We start from the raw sequence: 20,302 nt of genomic DNA on the forward strand, positions 1-20,302 counted from the left end.
CTTTTCATTCAGGATGCACCCCGCCTAGCATTTTAGCTGCCAGACGGGGCGTCCCCTCATGCGGGTGCCATCAGGGCTTGCTCTTGTCCAGGTAGCGGAAGAACTCGTTCTTCGCGTCCAGGACCAGCACGTCGCTCTTGCTGGAGAAGCTTTCGCGATAGGCCTTGAGACTACGGTAGAACGCATAGAAATCGGCGTCCTGGGTGTAGGCCTTGGCATAGATGGCGGCCGCCTGGGCGTCGCCATCACCGCGGGTCTCTTCCGCTTCACGATACGCTTCGGCCAGCAGCACGCGGCGCTGACGGTCGGCGTCGGCACGAATACCTTCGGCCAGCTCATTACCCTTGGCGCGGTGCTCGCGGGCCTCACGTTCACGCTCGGTGCTCATGCGGTCGAACACGCTGCGGTTGACTTCCTTCGGCAGGTCGATGGCCTTGACGCGCACGTCGACCACCTCGATGCCCAGCTCCTTGCTAGCCATGCGGTTCAGCGAAGCGGTGATGTCAGCCATCAGCGCGTCACGCTCACCGGACACCACCTCGTGCAGGGTACGCTTACCGAATTGGTCACGCAGGCCGCTTTCCAGACGACGCGACAGGCGCTCGTCGGCGATCTGCTTCATACCCGAGGTCGCGGTGTAGAAACGCTCGGCGTCCTTCACCCGCCACTTGGCGTAGGCATCGACCATCACTGCTTTCTTCTCCAGCGTCAGGAAACGCTGGGTCGGGGCGTCGAGGGTCATCAGGCGAGCGTCGAACTTGCGCACCTGGTTGACGTACGGCACCTTCACATGCAGGCCAGGCTGGACATCGGCCTTGACCACGCGACCGAACTGCAGCAATACCGCGCGCTCAGTCTGCGAAACGATGTAGAAGCAGTTCCAGGCGACGATCGCCAGCACCACGGCGCCGATCAGGGCGAACAGCGATTTATTGCTCATCAGCGGCTCTCCCTGGAACGCAGCGGCGGTTGTGGTTGCAGGTCCTGGGCGGCGCGCGCGGCGGCGTCATTGACCGACGGCGAAACGCTGCTGACCGGCGCTGCAGGGTTGCTGCGGCTGCCTTCGACCATCTTGTCCAGCGGCAGGTAGAGCAGGTTGTTCTGCCCATCCTTGGCCGTGACCAGAACCTTGCTGGAGTTGCTGTACACCTCCTGCATGGTTTCCAGGTACAGGCGCTGACGCGTGACCTCCGGGGCCTTGCGGTACTCGGTGACCAGCTTGCTGAAGCGGTCGGCCTCACCCTTGGCGCGGGCGATGACTTCGTCGCGGTAGCCGTTGGCGTCCTCGATGATGCGCTGCGCCTGGCCACGGGCCTCCGGCACCACGCCGTTGGCGTAGGACTCGGCCTGGTTGCGCGCCCGCTGCTCGTCTTCACGGGCACGGATCACGTCGTCGAAGGCTTCCTGCACTTCACGCGGGGCTGCCGCGCTCTGCACGTTGACCTGGGTGACGGTGATACCGGTGCGGTAGGTGTCGAGGAAACGCTGCAGGCGCTCGCGGATGTCCACGGCCATCTGCTCACGGCCTTCGGTCAGCACCTGGTCCATCGAGGTGGAACCCACCACGTGGCGCAGGGCGCTGTCGGTCGCATGCTGCAGGCTGACTTCCGGCTGGTCGACGTTGAGCACGAAGTCCTGCAGGTTGCTGATGCGGTACTGCACGGTCAGCGGCACCTCGACGATGTTCTCGTCTTCGGTGAGCATCTGCCCCTGCTTGGTGTAGGCCCGCTCGCGGGTCACGTTTTCCATGTACTTGCGGTCGATCGGCGGGAAATAGATATTCAGGCCCGGACCGACGGTCTCGTAGTACTTGCCGAAGCGCAGCACCACGGCCTGCTCCTGCTCGTCCACCACGTACACGGCGTTGTACAGCCAGATGGCTGCCAGTACCGCCAGGCCGATGCCCAGCAAGCCATAGCTGCCGCCCTTGCCGATATTACGGTCGCCACCGCCACCGCGTTTCTTGCCACTGCCGAACATGCCGTTCAGGCTGTCCTGCAGCTTGCGGAAGGCCTCGTCCAGATCCGGTGGACCTTTCTTGTCGCCACCACCGCCGCCGCCGTTACGGCGACCGCCCCAGGGATCCTGATTGTTCGAGTTGCCACCCGGCTCGTTCCAAGCCATAGCGCTCTCCATCTGATAAAGCAAAGACGCGCCCACGGCGCGCCGTCCAATGCTACAGAATGCCTGTCACCGCTGCCCGCCGACCTCGACGGGCATTTATTGCAAAGTGTGTTGCTCGACAAACACTTGCGGCTCGATGCCTTCGCGGCTGACCAGGCGATTCAGCTCGACCCTGGGCAGTCGCACGCTCAGCAGGCTGCGCCCTTCTTCATCATGCTCTTCACTCTGCACGGCACCCAGGGCAAAGAATTGCGCGCGCAGGCGGGCAAATCGCTGCTCCAGGCACAAGGTACCGACATACAGGTCGTCCCCCAGCAACTCGGCAACCGCCTGGCCAACCAGCTCCAGGCCTCGTCCATCGCGTGCCGATACCCAGACCCGCTGCGGCTTGCCGTCGGCATCGCGCTGGATCTGCGGCTCGACATCTTCGAGCAGGTCGAGTTTGTTATACACCTCGAGGATCGGCAAGCTCTCGGCACCGATCTCGCCCAGCACCGCCAGCACCTGCTCGATCTGCTCCATCCGCTCGGGCTCATGGGCGTCGATCACGTGCAGCAGCAGGTCGGAGTTGCTCGACTCTTCGAGCGTAGCCCGAAATGCCTCGACCAGCTTGTGCGGCAGGTGGCGAATGAAGCCCACGGTGTCGGCCAGCACGATCGGCCCCAGGTCGGCCAGCTCGAGCCGGCGCAGGGTCGGGTCGAGGGTGGCGAACAGCTGGTCCGCAGCATACACCTCGGATTGGGTGAGGGCGTTGAACAGGGTCGACTTGCCGGCGTTGGTGTAGCCCACCAGCGACACCGATGGGATGTCCGCGCGCTTGCGCCCGCGACGGGCCTGCTCGCGCTGGCTGCGCACTTTTTCAAGGCGCGCCTTGATCTGGCGCAGGCGCACCCGCAGCAGACGGCGGTCGGTTTCCAGCTGGGTCTCACCCGGGCCGCGCAGGCCGATACCACCTTTCTGTCGTTCAAGGTGGGTCCAGCCGCGCACCAGCCGCGTGCTCATGTGCTCGAGCTGGGCCAGTTCGACCTGCAGCTTGCCTTCGTGAGTACGCGCCCGCTGGGCGAAGATATCGAGAATCAGCCCGGTACGGTCCAGCACGCGACACTCGAAGACTCGTTCGAGGTTGCGTTCCTGGCTGGGCGTGAGGGTGTGATTGAAAATCACCAGGTCGGCTTCGGCCGAATGGACCAGGTCGCGTAGCTCCTCGACCTTGCCACTGCCGATCAGAAACTTGGCGGTGGGCTGATGCCGCGCCACTGTTACCAGCGAGACGATATCGGCTCCGGCCGACAGCGCCAGCTCCTGAAACTCCTGCGGGTCTTCGCGCGCCTCAGGGTTCTGACCTTCCAAGTGAACGAGCAACGCTCGCTCACCACCACCGTGGCGCTCAAAGAACAATGCAGGCTCCTACTTTCAAGCGTTGCCTGGCTCGCTATCGCCGTGATCGGCATCAGTCGGGCTTGGCAGGCGAACCGGACGGGCAGGGACGACGGTCGAAATGGCGTGCTTGTAAACCATCTGGCTGACGGTGTTCTTCAGCAGCACAACGAACTGGTCGAAGGATTCGATCTGGCCCTGCAGCTTGATCCCGTTGACCAGATAGATCGAAACCGGGACTTTTTCTTTTCTCAAGGTGTTCAAGTAAGGGTCTTGTAGCGAATGCCCTTTTGACATATGCCGCACTCCTGTAAGGATCAATAGTAGAAAATCAAGAAAATCGATAAATTATGCCGCCCCTTCGCAAGAATAGACGGCATTTGGCAGGGACTCAGCTCAATATGGAGACGGTCCCCAGGTATTTCAAGGTGCGGGACAGATTGTCGCAGGCCAGGCTATCCAGCCAGTGCACGCCTTCCCAGCCGCGCAACCAGGTGAATTGGCGCTTGGCCAGCTGGCGCGTGGCAATGATACCGCGTTCACGCATCTCATTCTCAGACAGCTTGCCGTCGAGATAGTCCCAGACCTGTCGATATCCCACTGCCCGTATAGACGGCAGTTCCGCGTGCAAGTCACTTCTGTCTCGCAGCGTTCGGACCTCGTCGATGAAGCCCTGTTCCAGCATCTGCGAAAATCGTAACGCAATTCGCTCATGCAAAATGTGACGATCTGTAGGCGCTATCGCCAGGCTGGCGACAGTATAGGGCAAATGCCCGTCCGCGCCTGCGTCTGCGCCGCGACTTTCCGCGAATTGACGCTGGCGGTGGGCGGTCATGCTCTCGCCGCTGACACGGTACACCTCGAGCGCGCGAATCAGCCGCTGTGGGTCATTCGGATGGATGCGCGCGGCGGATTCCGGGTCCACTTCGGCCAATTGCCGGTGCAGTTCGGCCAGGCCCAGGCTGGCGGCCTGGGCCTCGAGTTCGGCGCGCACCGCAGGGTCGGCGGCTGGCATGTCGGCCAAGCCTTCGACCAACGCCTTGTAATAAAGCATGGTGCCGCCGACCAGCAGCGGGATCTTGCCGCGCGCGGTGATCTCGGCCATGGCCTCGAGGGCATCGGTGCAGAAGCGCTTGGCCGAGTAGCTTTCGGCGGGGTCGAGAATATCGATCAAGCGGTGCGGGTGGGCCGCCAGCACCGCTTTGGAGGGTTTCGCGGTGCCGATGTCCATGCCGCGATAGACCAGGGCCGAGTCGACGCTGATCAGCTCGCAGGGCAGCACCTTGGTCAGCTCGATGGCAAGGTCGGTCTTGCCGGCCGCGGTCGGGCCCATGAGGAATATCGCCGGGGGTTTCGCGCTCATCTCATCGGCCCCGCAGGAACAGCTTGTCCAGGTCGTCCAGGCCCATCTGGGTCCAGGTCGGCCGGCCATGGTTGCACTGGCCGCTGCGCTCGGTGTTCTCCATGTCGCGCAGCAGCGCATTCATCTCCGGGATGGCCAGGCGTCGGTTGGCGCGCACCGCGCCATGGCAAGCCATGGTCCCGAGCAGTTCGTTGAGGTGCGCCTGGATACGGTCGCTGGTGCCGTACTCCATGAGGTCGGCGAGCACATCCTGGACCAGGCGATTGGCCTCGGCCTGCTTGAGCAGTGCCGGAATCTGCCGGATCGCCAGGGTCTCGGGCCCCAGGCGCTGCAGCTCGAAGCCCAGACGCTGGAACCACTGGGCGTGTTCCTCGGCGCAGTCGGCTTCGCGCTGGCTCAGCGCCAGCGATTCAGGCACCAGCAGCGGCTGGCCACTCAGGCCTTCGCTGGCCATGGCCACCTTGAGGCGTTCGTACATGATGCGTTCGTGGGCCGCGTGCATGTCCACCAGCACCAGGCCGACCGCATTCTCGGCAAGGATATAGATACCCTTGAGCTGGGCCAGGGCATAGCCCAGCGGCGGGATGTCGCCCTGGCTCTCTGGCAGGCTGACGGGCGTCGCGCTGCCGTTGTCGAGCGGCGCGTAGAATTCGCGGTATACCGCCTGGGTCTCACCCGTGTTCAGTGGCTGCGAAGGCCGCGGTGTGTACTGGTACTGATAGCCTGCCCCCGCGCCGCTGGCCGAGAATGTCGGCCGCTGCTCGCCTTGAGGCTGCTCGAGCACCGCTGCCGCCAGGCGCATCTCGCCCTGGGGGCCAAACTCGCCGGCCTGCAAGCCACTGGGGCGGACCAGTTCGGTGGTTGCCGCAGGCGCCGCCAGTTGGTCTTCGGGGCGTACATCAGCCAAGGCGCGGTGCAAGGTGCCATAGAGGAAATCATGCACCATGCGCCCTTCGCGAAAGCGCACCTCGTGCTTGGTCGGGTGCACGTTGACGTCAACGCCGGTGGGGTCGCACTCGAGGAACAGCACGAAGGTCGGGTGGCGGCCATTGAACAGCACGTCGCGATAGGCCTGGCGCACCGCGTGGGCGACCAGCTTGTCGCGTACGGCGCGGCCATTGACGAAGAAGTACTGCAGGTCGGCCTGGCTGCGCGAGAAGGTCGGCAGGCCGACCCAACCCCACAGCCGCAGGCCGTTGCGCTCGACGTCGATAGGCAGCGCCTGTTCGAGGAAACCCGGGCCGCAGATGGTGCCGACGCGTCGCGCCCGGGCCATCTCGTCGGCGGCCTCGTGCAGGCTGAAGACGGTCTTGCCGTTATGCCGCAGATGGAAGCCAACATCGAAGCGCGCCAGCGCCAGGCGCCGGATCACTTCCTGCAGGTGGTCGAATTCGGTCTTCTCGGCCTTGAGGAACTTGCGCCGCGCCGGGGTATTGAAGAACAGGTCGCGCACTTCCACCGAAGTGCCGACCGGGTGCGCCGCGGGCTGCACCCGAGGGAGCATATCGCGGCCTTCGGTCTCCACCTGCCAGGCTTCGCTGGCATCGGCGGTGCGCGAGGTCAGGGTCAGGCGTGCCACCGAGCTGATCGAGGCCAGTGCCTCACCGCGAAAGCCCAGGCTGAGCACCCCTTCGAGGTCTTCCAGTTCGCGGATCTTGCTGGTGGCGTGGCGCGCCAGGGCCAGCGGCAGGTCGTCGGGGGCGATGCCGCTGCCATTGTCACGCACCCGCAGTAGCTTCACCCCACCCTGCTCGACCTCGACCTCGATGCGCCGGGCACCGGAGTCGAGGCTGTTTTCCAGCAGTTCCTTGGCCACCGACGCGGGGCGCTCGACCACCTCGCCGGCGGCGATCTGGTTGGCCAGCCGCGGGCTGAGCAGTTGGATGCGCGAACCGCCACTCATTGCTGCGACGCCAGGGCGGTGGTCGGAATATCCAGGTGCTGGCCGACCTTCAGCTCGTCGCTCTTGAGGCTGTTGCTGCTGCGCAGGGCGGCGACGCTCACCTGGTAGCGCACGGCTATCATCGCCAGCGTCTCGCCGGGGCGCACGGTGTGTTCGCGCGGGCCCTGGGCGATCTTGCCGCTGTCACGCAGCCAGGCAATGTAGGTACCCGGCGGCGGGTTCTGCTGGAAGAACTGGCGTACCCCGGTGTGGATCGATCGCGCCAGCGCCTGCTGATGGCTGCTGGTGGCCAGTTTGGCGGCCTCGTTGGCATTGGAGATGAACCCGGTTTCAACCAGGATCGACGGGATGTCCGGCGATTTCAACACCATGAACCCGGCCTGTTCCACACGCTGTTTGTGCAGCGGGGTGACCCGGCCCATGTTGCCCAGCACCTTCTGCCCGACATTGAGGCTGGAGCTGAGGGTGGCGGTCATCGACAGGTCGAGCAAGACGCCCGCGAGCATGCGGTCCTTGTCGTCGAGGCTGACGTTGCCGGCGCCGCCGATCAGGTCGGAACGGTTTTCCGTATCGGCCAGCCAGCGCGCGGTCTCGGAGGTGGCGCCACGGTCGGACAGGGCGAACACCGAGGCACCGAAGGCCGCCTTGGACGGCGCGGCGTCGGCGTGGATCGAGACGAACAGGTCGGCGCCTTTCTTGCGGGCGATCTCGGTGCGCTTGCGCAGCGGGATGAAGTAATCGCCAGTGCGGGTCAGCTCGGCGCGGTAGCCCTTCTCGGCATTGATCTGGCGCTGCAACTCCTTGGCGATCTGCAGCACGATGTCTTTCTCGTGCTGACCGCGCGAGCCCGAGGCACCCGGGTCCTCGCCGCCGTGACCGGCGTCGATGGCAACCACGATGTCACGCTTGCCGGCGGGTGCCGGTGGCAGCTTGATCGCCGGTTGCGCCGGTGTCACCGGCACGGCCGGGGTGGTCGCCGGCGTTTGCGGCGCCGGTGGCGGGGTCGGGTTGCTGGCGGCGATGGCGTCGGCTTCCTGGTCGTACAGGTCGACCACCAGGCGGTTGCCATACTGGGCATTCGGCGCCAGGGTGAAGCTCTTCGGCGATACGGCTTTCTTCAGGTCGACCACCACCCGCAGGTCGGTGGGTGTGCGCTGCGCCGAGCGCACGCTGGTGATCGGCGTGTTCGAGGTAGAGACGTTCAGCGGCGCGCCCAAGGTGGCGCCGTTGATATCGATCACCAGACGATCAGGTGCGGTCAGGGTGAATACGCTGTGCTGCACAGGCCCGGACAAGTCGAAGACCAGCCGCGTGTTGTCCGGAGCGCGCCACAGGCGCATGCTCTTGACTTGAGTGACGGCCAGCGCGTCGACGGTCACCGCGGTCAGCAGCAGCCCAACGACGGCGACCAGTGCGCGTATGCGCATACCTTTCCCCACTTACTGTTTGAATTCTTCGGCCAGAACGGCACACCAGGCTTCGCCGCGTGCCCCCTGCGGCGACAGGTTCAGCGAACGTCCGCCCGCTTGCGGGCTTATGGTAATGGTCAGGTCGGGCTTTGGCAAAACGCCCGCACCTTTATCGGGCCATTCGAACAGGCACAGCGCATCGCCCTCGAAATAGTCGCGGATGCCCATGAACTCGAGTTCTTCCGGATCGACCAGGCGATACAGGTCGAAGTGAAAGACGCGGATATCGCCGATTTCGTAAGGCTCGACCACGGTAAAGGTCGGGCTTTTCACCGCGCCCTCGTGACCCAGGCCACGGATCAAGCCGCGGGAAAGGGTGGTCTTGCCGGCGCCCAGGTCGCCCTCGAGAAAAATCACGCCATGACCTTTGGTCACTTCGGCCAGCTTCGCGCCAAAGGCGACGGTGGCTGGCTCGTCGGCCAGAAACAGGGTTACACCTGACACGCTGAATGCTCCTCCAATAACGCTCTAATGACCGGGACCAGATCACTGGCCGCCAGCCCTCTACCTTTTACCCCCAGACGCTCGCCGGCGCAGGCGTGCAGCCACACCCCCAGGCACGCCGCCGACCAGGCTTGCAGCCCTTGAGCCAGCAACGCGGCCAACACCCCGGTCAGCACATCGCCCAGCCCGGCGCCGGCCATCGCGGGATGACCACGCCCGCACAGCGCCAGCTGGCCGGTGGGGTCGGCCACCAGTGTACCGGCACCTTTGAGCACGCAGACGCTGGCGTAGCGCCGCGCCAGCTTGCGCGCAGCCCCTGGCCGGTCGGCCTGCACTGCTTCGGTGGAAATACCCAGCAGGCGCGCCGCCTCGCCCGGGTGCGGGGTGAGGATGCTGCCGCTGGGCAAAGCCAACGGCGTGCGCGCCAGCAGGTTGAGGGCATCGGCGTCCCACACCTGTGGCTGCCGCGCGTTGGCCACCGCCGACAACAGGCTGCGGCCCCAGGCCGCCTGGCCAAGCCCGGGGCCGACCACCAGCACCGTGGCCCGCTCAAGCGCTGCCATCAACTGGTTGGCCGAGCTTGCCCCCAGCCACATGGCCTCGGGCAGGCGCGCCAGGCCTGCGGCCAGATGTTCGGGACGGGTCGCCACGCTGACCAGTCCGGCGCCGCAGCGCAGCGCCGCCTCGGCACTGAGCAGCACGGCACCGCCGGTCCCCAGGTCGCCGCCAACCACCAGCACATGGCCGAAGTCACCCTTGTGGGCGTTCGCCGCGCGCGGCGCCAGGCTCGGCAGCGTGAGGCTGCCGAGGATGTGCGGGGCGTTCTGTGGGTGTTTGGTCTGAGGCATGGGGTCAAAGGCTCCGATGTCTGGCAGAATTATACGCACCTCCGCCTGTAATGCTTGTTCATCCATGTCCGCCGAACTTCCAGACATCGCCACACTGGCCCAATCGATCAAGGATTGGGGCCGCGAACTCGGTTTTGCCCACGTCGGCATCGCCGGCGTCGAGCTTGGCGAGCATGAACAGCACCTGCAACGTTGGCTGGCGGCCGGCCACAACGGTGAGATGGAGTACATGGGCGAGCATGGCGCCAAGCGCTCACGCCCGGCCGAGCTGATCCCGGGCACTGTGCGGGTGATTTCGCTTCGCATGGACTACCTGCCTGGCGACACGCAGATGGCCCAGCGCCTGGCCCAGCCGGAAAAGGCCTATATCTCGCGTTACGCCTTGGGCCGCGACTACCACAAGCTGGTGCGCAAGCGCGTGCAGCACTTCGCTGATCGTATCCAGGAGGCCATCGGTCCGTTCGGCTATCGCGCCTTCGTCGACAGCGCGCCGGTGCTGGAGAAGGCCCTGGCCCAGGAGGCCGGTCTTGGCTGGATCGGCAAGAACACCTTGCTGCTCAACCGCAAGGCCGGCAGCTACTTCTTCCTTGCCGAGTTGTTCGTCGACCTGCCGCTGCCGATCGACGGTGTGCAGGGCAGCGATCATTGCGGGCGCTGCCAGGCGTGCCTGGACATCTGCCCGACCCAGGCCTTTGTCGGGCCTTACCAGCTCGATGCGCGGCGTTGCATCTCGTACCTGACGATCGAGTTGCGCGGTGCCATTCCACTGGAACTGCGGCCATTGATCGGTAACCGGGTGTTCGGTTGCGACGATTGCCAGATCGTCTGTCCTTGGAACCGTTTCGCCAAGACCACTACCGAAGACGACTTCATGCCCCGCCGGGGGCTGGACAATATCGAGCTGGCCGAGCTGTTCCTGTGGGATGAAAAGCGTTTTCTCGGCTGCACCGAAGGCTCGCCATTGCGCCGGGCGGGGTATGAACGGTTCCTGCGCAACCTCGCCGTAGGGCTAGGTAATGCGCCGTCGACCATTCCCGTGCTAGAGGCGCTCAATGCACGGCGGGATGACCCTTCGGAACTGGTACGCGAACATGTGGAGTGGGCCCTGGCTCGCCACGACGCCCTTTGACGCTTGCCGCTTTTGGCTTTGGCTTTGGCTTTGGCTTTGGCTTTGGCTTTGGCTTTGGCTTTGGCTTTGGCGATCAGAAGATTAACTCCACAGCCAACTAGCGACAGCTGCGTCAGCCCAGGCGCCGCCCGTACTTTCGCGACTTCAGTAGGCCGAACGCAGGCCTTGCGGAGGGAGGTGACGGGCATGGATGCCCGTCAAGCGCTGGGGCCCAGGATGGGCCCTGCAGCGCGGTCCTCCCGGGAGCAAGGCCGGAGTGAGGGAACCCGGAGCGTAGCGGAGGGCCGGATGAATGGAGCGCAGCGTTTTTTGGTTACTTTTTGTCGCGTTTGACAAAAAGTGACTCGCCGTAAGGGCGAAAAGGTGACTATGCGTCAGTGTAGCCAATGAATGCGCTTACATCTGTATAAACCCACACCGATCGCATTTGACTTTGACTTTGACTTTGACTTTGACTTTGACTTTGACTTTGACTTTTAGAGCATGTGTTCTGAAAGCTATATGCGCATTCATTCGCGATGGTGACGCGAAGTCACCTTTCCGCCCTTACGGCGGGTAACTTTTTGAAGGATCAAAAAGTCACCAAAAAATCCTCGCTCCATTCATCCGGCCCCTACGCTTCGCTCCGGGGTTCCCTCGCTCCGTTCTTGCTCCCGGGAGGACCGCGCTGAACGCCCCATCCTGGGGCGCAGCGCTTGACGGGCATCCATGCCCGTCACCTCCCTCCGCAAGAACTCCGCTCGGCCTCCTGAAGTCGCAATTGGCGGCGCCTGAACTATCGCGCACTTAGAAGCAAGACCAACATCAACAGACATGAACCAACTATTGGACCACTGATGGTGCAGCTAAGTTATAGGCTCTCGGCGACTAGCCGGCCCCCACAGGGATAACTGCCCCCTCAAAGCGCAGCGCTAATTTACTGTTGATCGTTGTAATGAAACTTCGGCATCTCCCAATGAAACCGGATCGCCAACAACCGCACCAGAAAACCACCAAACAATGTCAGCAACATGGCCTGCTCCGCCGGCACCTTGAAGTAAACACACCCCAGGTAGAACCAAGCCGCCGCAAACGAAACACTGGCATAGAGCTCACGCCGAAACACCAGCGGAATATCGTTGCAGAAGATATCCCGCAGAATGCCGCCAAACACCCCGGTGATCACCCCGCTGATCGAGGCAACCAAAAACCCCTGCCCCATCTCCAGCGCCGTCATGCATCCAATCAAGGTGAACGCCACCAACCCCAGGGCATCGAGCACCAGGAACAGCGAACGCAGGTGGCGCATCAACGGCGCAATGAAGATCGTCAACAGCGCGGCAAAACTGGTCAGCACCAGGTACTCAGGGTGCTTCACCCAGGTCAGCGGATAGTGCCCCAGCAACACATCGCGCACAGAGCCACCACCCAGCGCGGTGACGCAGGCGATCAGCACTACGCCGAACCAGTCCATGCCGCGGCGGCCGGCGGACAGGGCGCCGGTCATGGCTTCAGCGGTGATCGCGATGAGGTAGAGCATCAGCAACATGGTGCAGGTCCGTGCGGGAAAGGCGCGCAGTCTAACCAGTCGCGCGGGGCACCAAAAGGGGGCGCGCCGACGATCGTCGGCGCACGGCAAGGTCAAACCTTGATGAAATGCTCGCGATAGTGACGCAGCTCGCCAATCGACTCGCGAATGTCGTCCAGCGCCAAGTGGGTGCTGCCCTTCTTGAAGCTGTCACGCACCTCCGGCGCCCAGCGAGCAGCCAGCTCCTTGAGCGTGGAAACATCCAGGTTGCGATAGTGGAAGTAGTTTTCCAGCTCGCGCATGTGCCGGTAGAGGAAACGACGGTCCTGGCAGATGCTGTTGCCGCAGATCGGCGACTTGCCCTTCGGTACCCACTGTTCGAGGAAGGCAATGGTCTGCGCCTCAGCCTCGGCCATGCTCACCTTGCTCTCGCGCACGCGCTGGGTCAGGCCCGAGGCGCCGTGGGTGCGGGTGTTCCACTCGTCCATGCGCGCCAGCACTTCATCGCTGTGATGGATGGCGATCACCGGGCCTTCGGCCAGAGTGTTCAGTTCACTGTCGGTGACAATGGTTGCCATCTCGATGATGACGTCGCTGTCCGGATCCAGGCCGGTCATTTCCAGATCGATCCAGATCAGGTTCTGTGGGTTGTGCATGCAGGTGCTCCTCGAATAGCCCGTCATATTAGCCTAGCCAGGCGGCTCATGGGCGTACCGTGCTAAACTGCCGCCGTTTTCTTTCTGCCCCGCCGACACGGAACCTCCATGGCCAAACGCCAGCTCAACCGCCGCCAGAACTGGCGCATCGAAAAGATCCAGGGTGAACGCGCCGCCCGCGCCGCCAAACGCGAGCAGCACGTGCTGCAGGAGCTGGAAGGCGGCGACCTGGGGCCAGAGCAACTGGGCCTGGTGATTGCGCACTTCGGTGTGCAGGTCGAGGTCGAGGCCCAGGACGGCGACGCCGCCGGCCAGGTGTTCCGCTGCCACCTGCGAGCCAACCTGCCTGCCCTGGTCACTGGCGATCGCGTGGTCTGGCGCGCGGGCAACCAGGGCATCGGCGTGATCGTCGCGCAGATGCCACGCAGTACCGAGCTGTGCCGGCCAAACAACCATGGTCAGCTCAAGCCGGTGGCGGCCAACGTCGACCTGATCGTCATCGTCTTTGCCCCCGCGCCTGAGCCGCACCCGAACCTGATCGACCGTTACCTGGTAGCCGCCGAGCACGCTGGCATTCGCCCATTGCTGCTGCTGAACAAGGCCGACCTGATCAACGAAGAGAATGCGCCCACCCTCAACGCCATGCTGGAGGTGTACCGCAACCTCGGCTATCCGTTGCTGGAAGTCTCCGCCCATCAGGGCGACGGCATGCAACGCCTGCAACAAACACTGGATGGCCATATCAGCGTGTTCGTCGGCCAGTCGGGCGTGGGCAAGTCGTCGTTGGTCAACAGCTTGTTGCCCGACGCTGGCACCCGTGTCGGCGACCTGTCGGAATGGTCGGGCCAAGGCACCCACACCACCACCACCGCACGCCTGTATCACTTTCCCAACGGCGGCGACCTGATTGACTCGCCGGGCATCCGCGAGTTCGGCCTGGGCCACGTCAGCCGTGACGACGTCGAGGACGGCTTCATCGAGTTCCGTGAGCTCATCGGCAATTGCCGCTTCCGCGACTGCAAGCACGACCGCGAGCCGGGCTGCGCACTGCTCAAGGCCCTCGAGGATGGCAGCGTCACGCAACAGCGGATGAACAGCTACCGCTCGATCATCGCCAGCCTGCCGGAAGACAGCTACTAACCCCGCCTGAGTGTAGGATGCATTACTGGGCGGTGTAAGACCGCTCCGGTTTTGCGGTCACCTATTGTCCTGCCCCTGGCTTTCCCCGATGGTCATGGCTTCCTATCGGCCTGGATCAGGGAGGGTAACGCCAATGCCGGTCTTCATCAGCTACCGTCACGCGGGGCGGCTCGACGCCTTCATTCTCAACGAACGCCTGCTGCTCGAAGGCATCCCCACGCAACTGGTGCTGTTCGACAGCCAGGGGCAGACTTTCGACGACCTGCATGGCGGTTTTTGCCAGCAGATGGCCGATGCCACCCATTGGATAGGGGTGCTGGGCGCAGACGAAGCTGAGGACTGGTGGACAGCCTGGCTGCTGGGTGCAGTGGCGATGACGGGCCGACGGGCGAGTTTCTATCTGGGTTGCCCGGCACAAATGCCACAACGCCTGAGCAAGTGGCCGGTGATGCGCGAGCGGGGGCATATCGATCTGTTCGTCCGGGCGTACCATGACGAGCAGACATTTGGCCGAGGGATGCAGTCGGCACTACCACGAGGGAGTGCCGCGGACCGGGACAATGCCGATTTCTTCCATGCCGATCTCAAGGCCAAGATCAGGCGGGGGTTCTGATCCAACCTCGCGCAGAAGCCGGCCTCGCCGGCGAACACCGGCGCGGCCGGTGCCATCCGCCGCGTCCCCTGGGTTCGCCAGCAAGGCTGGCGCCCACAGCTTTCTTACTGGTCCTTGGACTCATCCATCTTCAACACGCCATCCTCGAAGATGTTCAGCTTCTGGCGCAGCTCGCGGGGCTGCATCGGCGCATCACTTGCCCCTGGCGCTGGCGCCGCGCCGGCAGGCGGTGTGGCTTCCGCCGGCGGGGTCTGCCCTGGCGTGCCTTGCTCGCCTTCGATGTCGCGCTGAGCCTTCTTGGTCAGGACGATGATGTCGATTCGCCGGTTCACCGGGTTGAACGGGTTGGCCCGGTCGAACAACGACGACGACGCATAACCGACCACCCGCGCCACCTGCTCGTCCGGATAGCCACCGGCCACCAGCGCCCGACGCGCGGCGTTGGCGCGGTTGGCGGACAGCTCCCAGTTGCCGAAGTCGCCCGTACCGCTATACGGCTTGGCGTCGGTATGACCACTGATGCTGATCTTGTTCGGCACCGCCTTGATGGTATCGGCCATCGCCAGCAGGATGTCTTCGAAGTACGGCTGCAGACGCGCGCTGCCCAGGTCGAACATCGGCCGGTTCTCGGCGTCCATGATCTGGATACGCAGGCCATCCTGGGTAATCTCGAACAGGATCTGGTCCTTGAACTTCTGCAGTTGCGGGTTTTCCTCGACCTTGTTCTGCAGCTCTTGCAGCAACAGTTCCAGACGCTCGCGCTCGACCTGCTCGGCCATGGTCTCGACCTTGTCCTTGTCCAGCTGCAGGCTGGTGTCGGGCGTCGGTTCGGACTTCACTTCCGGGTTGATGGTCTTTTCCGGCGCCAGTTGCGGCGAACCGCCCAGGTCGATGATGTAGGGCGTGCCGCTCTCGGAGAAGCCGATCGGATCCTTGAAGTAGCCGGCGATGGCGATCTTCTGCTCGGGCGTGGCGGTGGACATCAGCCACAGCACCAGGAAGAGCGCCATCATCGCCGTGGCGAAGTCGGCGAAGGCGATCTTCCAGGCGCCGCCGTGGTGGCCGTCGCCAAAGCGCTTGACGCGCTTGACGATGATAGGCTGGTTGTTCTCCATGGCTTAGCGACCGCGTACTGCTTGTTCCAGCTCGGCGAAGCTCGGACGGTGCGCCGGGAACAGCACCTTGCGCCCGAACTCCACGGCCAGCGACGGCGGCATGCCGGAGGCCGAGGCCACCAGCGAGGCCTTGATCGCCTCGTAGACGTTCAGCTCTTCCTTGGCGTCGTGGCGCAGGGAATTGGCCAGCGGGCCGAAGAAGCCGTAGGCGGCCAGAATACCGAAGAAGGTACCAACCAGCGCCGCACCCACGTGCAGGCCGATGGCCTTCTGGTCGCCGTCCCCCAGCGAAGCCATGGTCACCACGATACCCAGTACCGCCGCGACAATACCGAAGCCGGGCATGCCGTCGGCGATACCGGTGACCGCGTGCGACGGGTGTTCGAGCTCTTCCTTCATGCTCAGCAGCTCCATGTCGAACAAGCCTTCGAGCTCATGGGGCGCCATGTTGCCGGTGGACATGATGCGCAGGTAGTCGCAGATGAACGCGGTCATGCGCTCGTCGCCGAGTACCGCAGGGTATTTGGCGAAGATCGGGCTGGCCGCCGCGTCCTCGATGTCGCCCTCGATGGCCATCATGCCTTCACGACGGCTCTTGTTGAGGATCTCGTACACCAGGCCCAGCACTTCCAGGTAGAAGGTGTGGGTGAAACGGGTGCCAAACATCTTCAGCGACTTCTTGATCACATGCATGGTCATGTAACCAGGGTTGGCCTGGAGGAACGCGCCGAAGGCCGCACCGCCGATGATCAGCACCTCGAACGGTTGGATCAGGGCCGCGATCTTGCCGTGGGAAAGCACGTAGCCGCCGAGCACGCTCGCGAATACGACGATGATGCCGATAATTTTAGCCATAAGTTGGAAGCACTTGCTGTCGTGGTCAGGATGGGGGACGGAAGCTTGAAAACTCTTCTTCTACTTATCGGCAGAACTGCGCCAGACTATAGCCACTCATTGCGAAAAGCCAGTTCGGACTGATGTCAATATGCCAATTGAAACCAAGGTGCCAAGTCAGCCGCCATCGAGTCTAGAGGCCTGGGTAAAGCTGCTCGACGGGATTCGGGTACCGGTGCCAAAAGAAAGCCATGACCGTGTTTTGCAGGCCATCAACGACAGCCGTCGGTCCCTGCGCGACATCGCTGAACTGATGCAGGATAGCCCCGCGCTGGTACTGTGCGTGATGCGCGAGGCCAACCACTCGGCCAACGCCAGCCAGGCAGAGCCGGCCGAGAGCCTGGAAGTCGCCCTCAACCGTCTGGGCCTGGGCCGCACCAGCCAACTGCTGGCGCGCCTGCCGGCGCTGCCCGGCGAGGAGATTCCGCCAGTGCTGCGCCAGTTCCTGTTGATCAGCCAGCATGCCACGCAGCAGGCCAACGGCCTGTTCGCCAGCCGCCTGGCCAGGCTGTGGCAGGAAATCCATTGGGGCAGCCTGTTGTTCCTCTCGCCGATGTGGCCGCTGGCCCTGGCCTATCCCAAGCTGCTCGACACCTGGGAGTTGCGGGTTATCCACAAGGGCGAGGACGCCGCCGAGGTCGAGCAGGCGCTGTTCGGGGTACGCCTGATGCAGCTCTGCCGCAGCCTTGCTGAACACTGGCGGCTGCCCGAGTGGGTCATCCAGGGCTATCGCCTGCTGCTCGAAGAGCGCGAACAACTGGCCCAGGTGCTGAACATCGCCCGCGAACAGGACCCGCTCGTCCAGCAACAGCGCCTGGACGACGAGCCGGCCTTGCGCCGCTGGTTCAACCAGCCACCGAATACCGTGTTGCTGGCCAACGGCCTGGCCCTGGCCGCCCAGGTCGGCTGGGACAATCCACACCTGCTGCGCTGGCAGTTGCTGACCGCGCTGTACCTGCAGACCAGCCTCGACGATGTCCAGCAGCAGGTTCACCAGCAGGCTGCGGCCAGTGCCCGCCATCATGCCCGCCATGCCCTGTTCCACCCCGCCGAAGCGCTGATCTGGCCCTGGAATCAGCGTCGCCCGCACCCGGACATGCTCACGCCGCCACCGCCCAGCACCGAAGACCTCGGCCGCTGGCGCGCGCTGTGCCAGACCTTGCTGGCCCAGCCCAGCCCGTTCAGCAACGGTGTGCACCTGGCCAGCCAAGCCCGTGATGCCTTGCTGGCCTGCGGCATGCAGCGGGTGATGCTGTTGAGCCTGGACAAGGCCACCGACTACCTGCGCGTGCAGCAGACCGCTGGCCTGCCGAAGGAAGCCGCCACTATTGCCTTGCCGGTAGCCCAGAACAAGCTGCTGCAAAAACTGATGAGCAAGGCCGGCCAGTTGCGCCTGACACCCGACAATCACGCCCAATTCAGCGTCCTGCTGCCGGCGCCGCTGCGCGCGTTCTTTCGCAGCGAGCATCTGTTGCTGCGCTCGCTGGCGGTCGGCGAACAGGTGCTGATGCTCGCGGTGGCCGATCAGGACGGCAAACCCCTGGCCGACGTCAGCGTGCAAGCATTCGGTAAAACCGCGCAATGCATCGAGCGAGCGCTGGCCGTGTTTGCCATCCGCAACGGCTGACCCTTGCGCTACAATCGCCCCTCTTTCCACCCTGGAGACCGTGGATGACTGACTTTTCCGGCTTGCCCCTGGTGATCGAACCCGAGGATCTGCTGCCGCGCCTGGATTCGCCACGGCTGATCCTGGTCGACCTGACCAGCGCCAACCGCTATGGCAGCGGGCACATCCCGGGGGCTCGCTTCGTCGATCCGAAACGCACCCAACTGGGCCAGCCCCCGGCCCCGGGCCTGCTGCCGGCCCGCGCCGACCTGGAAAAACTGTTCGGCGAACTCGGCCACCGTGACGACGCGGTCTACGTGGTCTACGACGATGAAGGCGGCGGTTGGGCCGGGCGCTTCATCTGGCTACTCGACGTGATCGGCCACCAGGGATACCACTATCTGAACGGCGGCATCCAGGCCTGGCCGGCGGACAAACTGTCCACCGATACCCCGGACGCCGTCGGTGGCCCGGTGAGCCTGCACCTGCATGCTGAACCCACCGCCACCCGCGAGTACCTGCAAAGCCGCCTGGGCGCCACCGACCTGGTCATCTGGGACGCCCGCGGGCCGTTGGAATACAGCGGCGAGAAAGTGCTGGCGGCCAAGGGTGGGCACATCCCCGGCGCGATCAACTTCGAGTGGACCGCCGGCATGGACCTCAACGACCACCTGCGCATCCGCAAGGACATCGCCGAAGTGCTGCAAAACCTGGGCATCACCCCCGACAAGGAAGTGATCACCCACTGCCAGACCCACCACCGTTCCGGCTTCACCTACCTCGTGGCCAAAGCCCTCGGCTACCCACGGGTCAAGGGCTACGCCGGCTCCTGGGGCGAATGGGGCAACCACCCCGACACGCCCGTCGAAGTTTAAGGACACTCAATGAAATCCCGCTTGTTCATCATCAGCCAGTACCTGCTGCCGCACCACTTGCTGTCGCGGCTGGCCGGCTGCGTCGCCGAGTGCCGCGCGCGCTGGTTCAAGAATGCCTTCACCGCCTGGTTCGCCAAGCGCTACCAGGTGAACATGAGCGAGGCACTGGTCGAAGACCTCAGCGCCTACGAGCACTTCAACGCCTTCTTCACTCGTGCCCTCAAGCCGGGTGCCCGGCCACTGGACGAAACCCCTGGGGCGGTGCTCTGCCCAGCCGACGGCGCCGTCAGCCAACTCGGCCCGATCGAGCACGGCCGCATCTTCCAGGCCAAGGGCCACAGCTTCAGCGCCCTGGAGCTGCTGGGCGGCGATCCGGCCCTGGCCGCGCCGTTCATGGGCGGCGAATTCGCCACCATCTACCTGTCGCCCAAGGACTACCACCGCGTGCACATGCCGCTGGCCGGTACCTTGCGCGAGATGGTCTACGTGCCGGGCCGGCTGTTCTCGGTCAACCAGACCACCGCGGAAAACGTCCCTGAGCTGTTCGCCCGCAACGAGCGCGTGGTCTGCCTGTTCGACACCGAGCGCGGGCCGATGGCCGTGGTGCTGGTCGGCGCGATGATCGTTGCCTCGATCGAGACCGTCTGGGCGGGCCTGGTCACGCCGCCGAAGCGCGAGCTGAAGACCTTCCGCTACGACGAAGCCAGCCGTGCGCCGATCCACCTGGAGAAAGGCGCCGAACTGGGGCGCTTCAAACTGGGTTCCACCGCCATCGTGCTGTTCGGCCCGGAGCAGGTGAAGTGGGCAGAGAGCCTGGGTGCCGGCTCCGCAGTGCGCATGGGTGAGCTGCTGGCGCAGCCGAGCCAGGCCTGACCATCCGGCAATAAAAAGGCCCTGCATGATTCATGTCATGCAGGGCCTTTTTTTGCCTTGGGATTGCTGGGAGGGCTTCGCCCTCCTTTCGCGACGCAAGGCCGCTCACAGGGGTACGCGATCATCTGTAGATACCGTCTTGACCCTCACCCCGCAAGAGGGATTTTGGGGTCAAACGGTATCCCCGACTTCACCACCCCGTAAACCAGGTGCAGCAGCTTGCGCATCGCCGCGCAGACGATCTGTTTGTAAGCTTTGTGCCGGCTGCTCAACCGCTCTGCCAGTTCCTTCACAACAGGGTTATGTCTGATTGAGACAGTGCCTGACATCCACAAGCCTGCACGCAGCCTTGAGGCGCCTGTACGC

General features: G+C 64.1%; 20 protein-coding genes. 6 read left to right on the forward strand and 14 right to left on the reverse strand.

Translation table 11 applies throughout. The annotated features are described in order from the left end of the window. Positions 1-70: 70 nt before the first annotated feature. The 9 genes from hflC to HU772_RS22330 all read right to left on the reverse strand — a co-directional run bounded on the left by hflC (position 71) and on the right by HU772_RS22330 (position 9,528). A complete protein-coding gene (gene hflC, locus HU772_RS22290; RefSeq protein ID WP_134690290.1) occupies positions 71-940 on the reverse strand; it encodes a protease modulator HflC in 870 nt (289 codons plus the stop codon). Continuing rightward, on the reverse strand, positions 940-2,124 hold the full coding sequence (hflK, locus tag HU772_RS22295; protein WP_186660780.1) for an FtsH protease activity modulator HflK: 1,185 nt from the start codon (positions 2,122-2,124) through the stop codon (positions 940-942). The genes hflC and hflK overlap by 1 nt, the downstream gene beginning before the upstream one ends. A gap of 96 nt (positions 2,125-2,220) precedes the next feature. Next, the gene (gene hflX / locus HU772_RS22300; protein WP_186660781.1) at positions 2,221-3,522 is read right to left on the reverse strand and encodes a ribosome rescue GTPase HflX; all 1,302 of its coding nucleotides are present in this window, start codon (positions 3,520-3,522) and stop codon (positions 2,221-2,223) included. Between the two features lie 15 nt (positions 3,523-3,537). After that, complete coding sequence (gene hfq, locus HU772_RS22305) at positions 3,538-3,798, reverse strand: RNA chaperone Hfq (RefSeq protein ID WP_134690293.1); 261 nt, start codon at positions 3,796-3,798, stop codon at positions 3,538-3,540. Positions 3,799-3,892: 94 nt separating this feature from the next. Beyond that, on the reverse strand, positions 3,893-4,864 hold the full coding sequence (miaA, locus tag HU772_RS22310) for a tRNA (adenosine(37)-N6)-dimethylallyltransferase MiaA (protein WP_186660782.1): 972 nt from the start codon (positions 4,862-4,864) through the stop codon (positions 3,893-3,895). A gap of 1 nt (position 4,865) precedes the next feature. Beyond that, a complete protein-coding gene (mutL, locus tag HU772_RS22315) occupies positions 4,866-6,767 on the reverse strand; it encodes a DNA mismatch repair endonuclease MutL (RefSeq protein ID WP_186660783.1) in 1,902 nt (633 codons plus the stop codon). Beyond that, positions 6,764-8,206, reverse strand: a complete 1,443-nt coding sequence (locus HU772_RS22320; RefSeq protein ID WP_437182410.1) for an N-acetylmuramoyl-L-alanine amidase — start codon at positions 8,204-8,206, stop codon at positions 6,764-6,766. Before HU772_RS22320 ends, mutL begins: the two co-directional genes overlap by 4 nt. Beyond that, a complete protein-coding gene (gene tsaE / locus HU772_RS22325) occupies positions 8,207-8,659 on the reverse strand; it encodes a tRNA (adenosine(37)-N6)-threonylcarbamoyltransferase complex ATPase subunit type 1 TsaE (RefSeq protein WP_437182456.1) in 453 nt (150 codons plus the stop codon). A gap of 8 nt (positions 8,660-8,667) precedes the next feature. Further along, positions 8,668-9,528, reverse strand: coding sequence for an NAD(P)H-hydrate dehydratase (locus HU772_RS22330; RefSeq protein WP_186660787.1), 861 nt, complete (start codon positions 9,526-9,528; stop codon positions 8,668-8,670). A 64-nt stretch (positions 9,529-9,592) separates the two neighbouring features. On the opposite strand from HU772_RS22330, the gene queG reads away from it, so the two are divergent. After that, the gene (queG, locus tag HU772_RS22335; RefSeq protein WP_186660788.1) at positions 9,593-10,657 is read left to right on the forward strand and encodes a tRNA epoxyqueuosine(34) reductase QueG; all 1,065 of its coding nucleotides are present in this window, start codon (positions 9,593-9,595) and stop codon (positions 10,655-10,657) included. 916 nt (positions 10,658-11,573) lie between these two features. Here queG and HU772_RS22340 read toward each other — a convergent pair. Continuing rightward, complete coding sequence (locus tag HU772_RS22340; protein ID WP_023630647.1) at positions 11,574-12,185, reverse strand: trimeric intracellular cation channel family protein; 612 nt, start codon at positions 12,183-12,185, stop codon at positions 11,574-11,576. Positions 12,186-12,277: 92 nt separating this feature from the next. Beyond that, the gene (gene orn / locus HU772_RS22345; protein WP_186662773.1) at positions 12,278-12,820 is read right to left on the reverse strand and encodes an oligoribonuclease; all 543 of its coding nucleotides are present in this window, start codon (positions 12,818-12,820) and stop codon (positions 12,278-12,280) included. 108 nt (positions 12,821-12,928) lie between these two features. On the opposite strand from orn, the gene rsgA reads away from it, so the two are divergent. After that, a complete protein-coding gene (rsgA, locus tag HU772_RS22350) occupies positions 12,929-13,960 on the forward strand; it encodes a small ribosomal subunit biogenesis GTPase RsgA (protein ID WP_186662774.1) in 1,032 nt (343 codons plus the stop codon). 133 nt (positions 13,961-14,093) lie between these two features. Continuing rightward, on the forward strand, positions 14,094-14,573 hold the full coding sequence (locus HU772_RS22355) for a molecular chaperone Tir (protein WP_186662775.1): 480 nt from the start codon (positions 14,094-14,096) through the stop codon (positions 14,571-14,573). 104 nt (positions 14,574-14,677) lie between these two features. On the opposite strand, the gene motB is transcribed toward HU772_RS22355, so the two are convergent. Together motB and motA are read right to left on the reverse strand one after the other, a co-directional pair. Next, a complete protein-coding gene (motB, locus tag HU772_RS22360) occupies positions 14,678-15,688 on the reverse strand; it encodes a flagellar motor protein MotB (RefSeq protein WP_186662776.1) in 1,011 nt (336 codons plus the stop codon). A 3-nt stretch (positions 15,689-15,691) separates the two neighbouring features. Continuing rightward, entirely contained in the window at positions 15,692-16,543 is an 852-nt protein-coding gene (gene motA / locus HU772_RS22365) for a flagellar motor stator protein MotA (RefSeq protein ID WP_186662777.1), read from the reverse strand. A gap of 130 nt (positions 16,544-16,673) precedes the next feature. Here motA and HU772_RS22370 point away from each other — a divergent pair, with 130 nt between their 5' ends. Genes HU772_RS22370 through asd form a run of 3 tightly spaced genes read left to right on the forward strand, consistent with a single transcriptional unit; the run spans position 16,674 to position 19,936 of the window. Further along, entirely contained in the window at positions 16,674-18,209 is a 1,536-nt protein-coding gene (locus tag HU772_RS22370; protein ID WP_186662778.1) for an HDOD domain-containing protein, read from the forward strand. 44 nt (positions 18,210-18,253) lie between these two features. After that, positions 18,254-19,063 carry a thiosulfate sulfurtransferase gene (rhdA, locus tag HU772_RS22375; protein ID WP_186662779.1) on the forward strand — a complete coding sequence of 270 codons (810 nt, stop codon included), beginning with the start codon at positions 18,254-18,256 and terminating at the stop codon, positions 19,061-19,063. Positions 19,064-19,072: 9 nt separating this feature from the next. After that, positions 19,073-19,936, forward strand: coding sequence for an archaetidylserine decarboxylase (asd, locus tag HU772_RS22380; RefSeq protein WP_186662780.1), 864 nt, complete (start codon positions 19,073-19,075; stop codon positions 19,934-19,936). A 146-nt stretch (positions 19,937-20,082) separates the two neighbouring features. Here asd and HU772_RS25050 read toward each other — a convergent pair whose 3' ends face one another. After that, positions 20,083-20,265: a hypothetical protein gene (locus HU772_RS25050; protein WP_225923071.1), complete on the reverse strand. Its 183-nt coding sequence runs from the start codon at positions 20,263-20,265 to the stop codon at positions 20,083-20,085. Positions 20,266-20,302: the final 37 nt, after the last annotated feature.

Origin of the sequence: Pseudomonas xantholysinigenes, from assembly GCF_014268885.2 — a bacterium.
In the GTDB taxonomy this organism is placed as follows: domain Bacteria; phylum Pseudomonadota; class Gammaproteobacteria; order Pseudomonadales; family Pseudomonadaceae; genus Aquipseudomonas; species Aquipseudomonas xantholysinigenes.